The organism is Spirosoma utsteinense (assembly GCF_014282275.1).
In the GTDB taxonomy this organism is placed as follows: domain Bacteria; phylum Bacteroidota; class Bacteroidia; order Cytophagales; family Spirosomataceae; genus Spirosoma; species Spirosoma utsteinense.
In genome coordinates, this window is the sequence record NZ_VFIA01000085.1 from 1 (window position 1) to 8,093 (window position 8,093).

The following is an 8,093-nucleotide window of genomic DNA, read 5'->3' on the forward strand; positions in this document are numbered from 1 at the left end:
TAAAATTAATTTTGATATCAAAGATTTACCTCGCGGTACCTACTATTTAAAAGTAGTTAATCCACGTCGAGAAAAGGAAAAACAAACTGAAACAGTGCGCCTTGTTTTTGAATAGCGAAACAGTATCAAAAACAAGGCGGGTCAAGTCATTCACTTATTGGTGATTGACTTGACCCGCCTTGTTTTTGATATCTCCCTTCCATTGGAACAACTGTTAGTATCTTTATAGACCCGTGCATTAGTCCGTAAAGCGCCTGTGCTTCCATGTTGCTGTTAGGCTCGACAGCGACAAAAGCTAGCTCGCTTGACTTTACAGACTTGCTCACGGGTCAATAATCAAGGGTTATAATAGCGATCATACAGCCGTTTCCCTTCCGGCTGGGTCTTTACCCAATCGGTAAATTCCCGCACGGCCTGCGTCTCCGATCTGGCCTGTGATAAAGCCGCTTCGCGTTCGCTGTTCAGAAAATACACCCCCACGATCAGCAAGGCAAAACCCAAAAAGACAACCGCTGCAGCTTGCCATGAGGTAAAGCCAACCCGACCTGCAAAAGCATCCGCTTTACGCTGACTGGCCCACCGGATGCGCTCGGCCGCAGCCGATCCGGCCCGTTCGATCTGATCGGCTGCGGTGTTCCCGACAGCTGCGATCTGACTGGCTCCCGCGTTGGCGGCCGTCCTGATCTCCTCGGCGCTGGGCATTCCTTTCGTCAATTCAGGCAGGACAAACCCGGCGATTTGTTTGCTGTCGATGGTGAAACTGACTCCCTCGCGGGCCTCCTCCAGTAAGGTCTGTAACTCGGCTTGAGTGGCGGCTTTTGGCCGCAGCTCCATGCGGTCAATCCGGGTAGTTAAGCCCTCGATGGCCCCACTATGCCGGCTCAATTCATCCGTCAACCGTTTGATCGGGTCATACTCCGTTGGGCTATTACCTGTCTGCTCACTCCGGCGGACCGGCTGCGGGGCCGGTGTTGGTTCGACTGCCTGACTAGGACTACCCTGCTGCCTTAGATTTCGTAAAAACTTGTTCTCGTTCATAAGCCTAACCCCCGGCTAATTCTGGGGCTATTTTCGGGTTTCTGTTCGATTTTCTGCGGCAGCCGTTGCTGTTGCTGGGCCATCTTTTGCTGCTCGGCTAATTTGGTGGCTTCTAGGGCCTGTTTACGGGCTTCTTCGGCCTGCTGCTCCTGCGCTACTCGCTGCCGTTCTCGCTCGGCCTGTGCGCTGGCCAGGGCTGCGCCTAAATCGTTTACGTCTTTCTGCTGATAGGCTTTGTTTAAACTGGCTCGTAAATCGTCGGTAAACTCGTTCTCGGGCGTTTTGCCGGGCTGCGGGTACATTTCCACCCGTTGACTGGGTTCGTGGCGCTGAGCGCGTTTTTGGGCTTGTTCGGCGGCCTGTCGTTGCATTTCCCCTTTGGCCTGTTCATCCCCGTACTTCATGCAGTGCAAAAACCGGAACGATTCGGTTAACGAGCGTTCGTAGGTGAAAGCCTGGTCAAAGGTCTGCTCGGCACGCTGGCTAAAGCTGTTGCGCTCAAAACCGCCGACGACCGGCCCTTTCGTGGTGGCTTTGTGGTTGGTCAGGGGGCTAAGATGATACGGGTTCTTGCGCTCGTGCAGCTCGTTTTTCTTCCCTTCTGTATACGCCCGTAGATTCTCCGTTCGACTGACGATCACATGGATGTGGGTTTGATCACCCCGCTTGGCTACACCCTTCTGCTGCTCGCCTAATTGGACCGCGCGGTCGGTGTGATCGAAACTGCGGCTATGCTCAATCTTGGCAAACCACACTAAATCCTTGCTTTCTATCCCCTTTCCAAAATTTTGGGCGTACTGCTCCATCGTGGCGCGGGTGAAGGCTTGCAACTTCTGCGGGTCAGCACCAATGTGGGCCAATTCAGCCTGTGAAGGGGCTAAAATGACTTGGTAGTACTTGGTATCCTCCCGGCCTAAATTGCGCTTGTTAGGGTCGATCTCGGCCACAACTTCATGACCCGCTAACTGCTCCCGATGCTGGCCGAACCATAACCCGGCCTGCTCCTTCTCCAAATACTCGACGAGTCCCCCACAACTACCGGAACCGCCCCCGCCTATCTTGGTCATCATGACTTGCCAGGCTTATTCTGTTGCTGAATCAATTCGTCCGTCTGCTTCTTGTACTCGGGCCGTAGGGCATTATCCACCAACGCCGTCCGGAAGGATAGCCGCATCAGCGTTTGAATCGCTTCAACAACACTGGTTAACTGTTCCTCTAACTGCTCGGGCGTAATGGCCGTACTGCCTGAGCCTTGCCCGATCTGGGTCCGCATGGCCTTTACTTCGGACAGGATAGGCTTTAGTAGTTCCTTTTCCTGCTCCCGGATAAATCCAATCACGCGTTTATCCAAGGTGTCTACTTTTTCGGTCAGTTTCTTCAACGCTACGTCGGGTACATCGGCTTTCGTATCGCGGGGATCAACCTTGGTAACGGTGAAATACTGCGCCATAACCCCAATCAAATCCTTATGCGATAGGCCAAATTTAGTGCCTAACCGCTCTAACTGTTGGTGCGTACCTGCGCTAACAGATAAGCTTTTACGATCGCTCATGGAGTAAGATTTTGTACAAATATTAATTGATAATCAGATAATTACTAAAAATGTATACATTTTACATGAATCGTCCGTATAACTAATAATACTAAATAGCTGATTACTAGCCCCGTAGGGCGAGAAGAACGGTATGCAGCAACGCGGAATAGCGTTCCGTCTCGCTCTCTACAAGACCGCTTCGCGCTACTCGCACCGGATGGCCTAACGTGGCAAAGGGGAAGGTAAATAGAATCTACCGGAGCTACAAATCGACCAATAATTAGGTGACTAGTAAGATGAGCTGAGACAGTAAAAGAATAGGATAGAATAAGAGTAAGTCTTTTCTTTCCCCGTTGTTATATATTTGCCTTCCCACAAACTGACTATTATTAGAATAATACAAATCATGAAACAATAGAAACTATATTTGTAGTTGCCCCCCACTCCCCCCCTTTTTAATTTTTGATTTGTTTTTCTTTGTTTTTACTCTCCCTTTCACGCTGGCGGTATTAGCCTGTTTTTTTTACTCTAAATGCCGACAATCAAACGTTTTGGGAAACAAATGTTTTATTTGTTATTTGTTAAGGGGCTTGTAACTACCTGATTTTCAATGTAGTTACAAGGCTAAAAGATGGTTTTTCGTAAGCTAAAAGATGGTTTTTCGTAAGCTAAAAGATGGTTTTTCGTAAGCTGAAGAACCATTAAAAGATGGTTTTTCGTAAGCGAAAGACCATTAAAAGATGGTTTTTTGTAAGCGTATAGACATTTTAAAAATATGGTATACTTTTTTTGTTAACCATATTTTATTTATAAGTTTGGGGCCAATCAGTCGGGTAGTTCTAATTCTCACATTTTCCGTACCCGTCTGCGGCCCCAATGGACAAAGTTAAACCCACTATGGTTCTCTTTGAGAACTCTCTCAATCGTATTGCCGTAAATCTCTCCAAACTACAGCGTAATCTGTTTTACATGATCTGTTCTCAAATTCAGCCCGACCATACCGCCGAAACCATTTATGAGATTTCAGCTATCGAACTGATGGAACGCACTGGCGATAAAATCAATTACGCCAGGCTACGACAACAGACCTTGCAGCTTATTCAGCCTAAAGAGTTTGAAATGCCCTCTAATCGGGTTGATAAAGAGGGCAAACCCCGCAAGAACGTCCTCCAAACAGGCCTGTTCGCATCAGCTCTGTACTTGGAAGGAGAAGGTACAGTACAGCTCACAATCAGTGCGCACGTCCGGCCCTACATCCTCAATTTCAGTGAGAAGCTCAAAGGCGGTAACTTCTCTCAGCTTGATGTGGACCTGGTGCTTGCCCTACGCTCCAAGTATGGTCAGGCAATGTATCAGCAACTAACGCAATGGCGTTTTCACGCTGATAAAGGCCATACTTACGGACTTGACGAATTGAAAACACTATTAGGGGTAATTAATAAAGATGGTTTTGATAAGTATGCTAAATGGGCTGATTTTGATAAGGCAATTTTAAAACCCGCTCAAAAAGACCTTGAAAAAACGGATCTGCAATTCACCTATGAACCAATGCCCACCCCCAAACGTGGACGTGGCCACAAAGTAACTCATGTGAAATTTCTGCTCTCTGTAGACGACGACCGTAACTTCCCTCCTGGTTTTGTGATCGGTGAGGAACATACAACCCTATTTGACCGACTCGTTAAGCAGTTCGGGCTGCGGAAAGATCAGGCCCAAACGATACTGTTAAACTTCCCCATTAAAGAAATCAACAAACGGTTGTATGACCTTCATGTACAACATAATGATAGGAAAATCAGCAATTTAGGGGCGTATACAGCTAAATCGTTCGGCGTTTAACATGCTTGAATAACGAGCAAGGTCAAAGTCGAGAAGAGCGTAGCGGGTTACCTACTCACCCGGCTCGGCTTGAAAGCACCGAAGGGGAAAGAAAATGCTTGAATTTCAGTGGGAGAGCAAAAGGGAAAGAAAAATAAGCCTGTCGTTCAGGCTGGGGTTTGACTACGGCTGGCCGCTAGAAGGGCTTCCAATTCCGAATGAGAGACGGGACGAGCTTGGGCATAGTTTTCCAGCCGATCAATCTCTTTGGCCGTCAGGGTCTGTTTCACTACGTATTGCTTCTTCTCCTCGGGTGTCAGTCGTTTGCGCATGATACTTTTTCAGAGTCGTCTGTTTGGTTTTCCAAACATTGAAAATCCGGATCTCCCCGTTTCTGATTACGAAAATAACACTTATTACCCGATTTTGATTGCTTAACCCAGTCGCCTTGTAGCGTTTCTCGCCGGTCTTGTCATCAGGAATGGCCGTTTCGGTCAGACGATCAGGATCAACGAAAACGCTCTCAATCTCGTCAACTGTTATGTTTCGTCCGCTGTTTCGGACCTTCTCCAGCTTGGCTATGTTGCCGGCATCCCATTGAAATTGCATTATGCTCAGGGGCTATGTTGGGGTTCATTGGGTTGATCCTCCATCAAGAATCTACCAATAAATAGTCGAATTTCCCATACATATGCGTCGAATCCCGAATCCTCTTTCGTTTGGGGAGTTACACCCTCCTAGAGGTAAGTAGTATTCTTGGAAAAGTCGAATAACATAACAATGGTTATATAACACTCCTCGATTTTATCCTATTTAACACTCATTTCTGTAGACTCATTAACAATGTGCTTTTGTATCACTGGGTAGTTCTGCCGAAACGGAGATAATTCGTCACTTGGCCCTTCAAGGGAATGTGTCACCAAAATCGTCTTAAGGTCCAAAAAGCCACAACTTACTGAACCCTAATTAATTAGATACTTCATCAATCAAATTATGCCAAAAGTTAGGGTCAAAAAATAGGTCCAAGAATTATATTGACTTTGACTTTATGACACCAACTATTTGAACCATAAAGCAAGGAGAATCAAGTACTTAACTAACAAGAGTGGTTCAAATGACGAATTATGTACCTTTTGGCAAAACTACCCATCACTACTCCCTTTCAATGTTTAGCTATTCAGGCGCAGAGGGCTGTAATTGTAATATTTAAAGAATATTCTTAATGAAAGGGGGCAACTACTCAATCAAAAGGATTCCTCCGCAATTAAGTTTTTATAATAAAAAATAACTTATAAATGCATACTCTAAGTATTAATACTTACTATAACGATTACTTAATAATAATATAATTATAATTTTTCAATTATTTTTAACATACCTACTTGACAATTCTAGTCAAGATATCGAGCTTTGCTATCATAAAATAAAGACATAAATGAGTTTTAGTAATCAAAAAAAAACTTATTTAGTTACTAATTATTTTTAGAATCAAACTTTTAACTGTGCATATGGGTCTAATTTCTCATTACTCATTTTAATTCCACAATAATTTTGAAAGCTAATTCCATGAGGTCAGCGAAATCAGTCGCTTATTTTTTACTTGTAATAAAAATGTGTACAACTGCAAACGCCCAAATCGGTACACAGGTAATGAAACCTGAAGTCGATACAAGCTCAGCCGCACCGTTCTATAAATGGGAATTCGGAATTGACGTTCTTCCGTTAGTTGATAAATCCAGAGATGCGTTCGGTTATATTTTGAAACGTAATTTCAAAGGAAAGAGCGGACGCAAAGCCTTAAGACTTAAATTTTTACCAAGGTTTGGAAATAGTTCTCTCGACGGAGATGTTACAACGTCCGCTATCAATTTAGCTGTGGGGTATGAATGGCAACGAACACATGGGCGGTTTGCAACCCTTTATGGAATAGAACCTTCTATTAGAAGTAGCCGGAATATCATCACCCCATCAAACTCAAGGAACAAAACAGAAGTATTTGATACCTACATAGGAGCAAATGCCTTTGTAGGAGGACGATATTACTTAGGGAAACATTTTGCAATAACGATAGAAAGTCATGCTATCTACAATTATCATATAATCGATGGTAGCAATTTAAATCTTGTAAGTAGTTTTAAAGTAAGAGAACACAATTTTTTTATAAATCCAATTCACGCTTTATATGTCAATTATCACTTTTAACTTAAGTTTCTATGAAAACTGGAAAACATATACTCGAAATCGTTTTTATGTTGTGCCTGTTAGTAGTCTCTTCAAAGCTTTCAGCACAGAGTTCTTTCTCGTACCTCGTTGATCTCAATGGGGATTATGCTTCCTCAGTTCCACCTAATACTGCGATATCATACGTTTTTACATCAACGAATGATTTGAGTGGTTGTAAGTACAACTGGACTGCATCGAACTCGGAAAATATTAGCTCAGGGCAGACGATAAGTACAGATGTTCCTACCTTCCGAATCGTATGGAATAACGTGAACGGCACCGCGTCAGCTACGGTATCAACTTATAATTGTTCCAACACCACCAGTAACGGAAGCAGTGCCACGTATTCCGCGCCAATCCGATATTTGGGTAATATTGGTTCTGTTAGCTTGAACGGGTCAACAAGTAACCCCCAAAATTTAGGATGCGGAGCACAGACGGTTACTTTGTCGGTAGGTGCCGCTACTAATGCAACCAATTATAATTGGAATTTATCGGGTTTATCTGGATGGAGTATAATAAATGGGCAAGGGACCAATACTATTACTGCTACTACAAGTGCTGGAGCTGGTGGAACAGTCCAAGTAACTGCAACACGTAATGATGCCCCTAACACTTCCTCATCAAATGGTATAAGCGTAACTCGACCTACATTAACTAATGCTTCACTAACGGGGGGCACACAAGGTTGCTACAATCAATTAGGGACTTATTCACTCGCAAATTTAACATCTGGTGTTTCGACCGTGTGGTCAGCTTCGGGCCCATTATCTATAGCTGGAAGTTCAGCTACAGGTGTGACAATTAATTACGGTGGTAATGATGGGTTTGGTGCAGTTACTGCTCAGATAACCGATGGGTGTAATAACACAGTAACTCGTACATTAGATGTTGGTGTTGGCACTCCGAATATTAGTACAATCAACTACGACGGATTACCAAACTCTGGGCCTGTAGCCGCTAATTCTGGTAGTACACACTACCTTAACGTAGTTTCTTCAAACTCCCCTTCAGCTAACTACTCTCTCGGTGTAACAAATAACTATGGAGATATTAACGTCAGTCTCTCTGGTGTTAATGGGGGAAATGCTCAAATTTATGTTTATGGCAACAGCGGTAACAGTTCTATCAACGTAAGCGCATCAAACGTCTGCGGTAGTAGATCAGCAGCACTTATAATATATATTCCCTCTGGTTACAGAGCCGCTCCTAATCCGGCCAAAGAATCAGTAGCGGTTACTTTTACGGATACTCAGTACCAAGAGGCTTTACCTGATGAACTTGAAATAGTTTCTGAAAAAACAATGAAGTCTGTCCGTTCTGTTAACGTAAAAGAAATTTTCAAAAAAGGTGGATTTCAGGATAGCAATAAAATTAATTTTGATATCAAAGATTTACCTCGCGGTACCTACTATTTAAAAGTAGTTAATCCACGTCGAGAAAAGGAAAAACAAACTGAAACAGTGCGCCTTGTTTTTGA

Annotated in this window: 7 protein-coding genes; 3 read left to right on the top strand and 4 right to left on the bottom strand. The window is 44.0% G+C overall.

Translation table 11 applies throughout. From position 1 onward, the window contains the following. Positions 1–336 precede the first annotated feature (336 nt). The 3 genes from FH603_RS27155 to FH603_RS27165 are packed head-to-tail and all read right to left on the bottom strand — an operon-like array spanning position 337 to position 2,590. Positions 337–1,038 (bottom strand): hypothetical protein, encoded by a 702-nt coding sequence (locus FH603_RS27155; RefSeq protein WP_186742314.1) that lies wholly within the window; start codon positions 1,036–1,038, stop codon positions 337–339. Further along, positions 1,035–2,108, bottom strand: coding sequence for a DUF5712 family protein (locus FH603_RS27160; protein WP_186742316.1), 1,074 nt, complete (start codon positions 2,106–2,108; stop codon positions 1,035–1,037). The genes FH603_RS27155 and FH603_RS27160 overlap by 4 nt, the downstream gene beginning before the upstream one ends. After that, positions 2,105–2,590 carry a BfmA/BtgA family mobilization protein gene (locus FH603_RS27165; protein ID WP_186742318.1) on the bottom strand — a complete coding sequence of 162 codons (486 nt, stop codon included), beginning with the start codon at positions 2,588–2,590 and terminating at the stop codon, positions 2,105–2,107. The genes FH603_RS27160 and FH603_RS27165 overlap by 4 nt, the downstream gene beginning before the upstream one ends. Before the next feature lie 858 nt (positions 2,591–3,448). Here FH603_RS27165 and FH603_RS27170 point away from each other — a divergent pair. Next, on the top strand, positions 3,449–4,411 hold the full coding sequence (locus FH603_RS27170; RefSeq protein ID WP_186742320.1) for a replication initiation protein: 963 nt from the start codon (positions 3,449–3,451) through the stop codon (positions 4,409–4,411). A 237-nt stretch (positions 4,412–4,648) separates the two neighbouring features. On the opposite strand, the gene FH603_RS27175 is transcribed toward FH603_RS27170, so the two are convergent. After that, the gene (locus FH603_RS27175) at positions 4,649–4,999 is read right to left on the bottom strand and encodes a BrnT family toxin (RefSeq protein WP_186742322.1); all 351 of its coding nucleotides are present in this window, start codon (positions 4,997–4,999) and stop codon (positions 4,649–4,651) included. Between the two features lie 942 nt (positions 5,000–5,941). On the opposite strand from FH603_RS27175, the gene FH603_RS27180 reads away from it, so the two are divergent. After that, positions 5,942–6,592: a hypothetical protein gene (locus FH603_RS27180; protein WP_186742324.1), complete on the top strand. Its 651-nt coding sequence runs from the start codon at positions 5,942–5,944 to the stop codon at positions 6,590–6,592. Between the two features lie 11 nt (positions 6,593–6,603). Beyond that, the coding region (locus FH603_RS27185; RefSeq protein WP_186742326.1) for a hypothetical protein at positions 6,604–8,093 on the top strand (1,490 nt) is incomplete at its 3' end.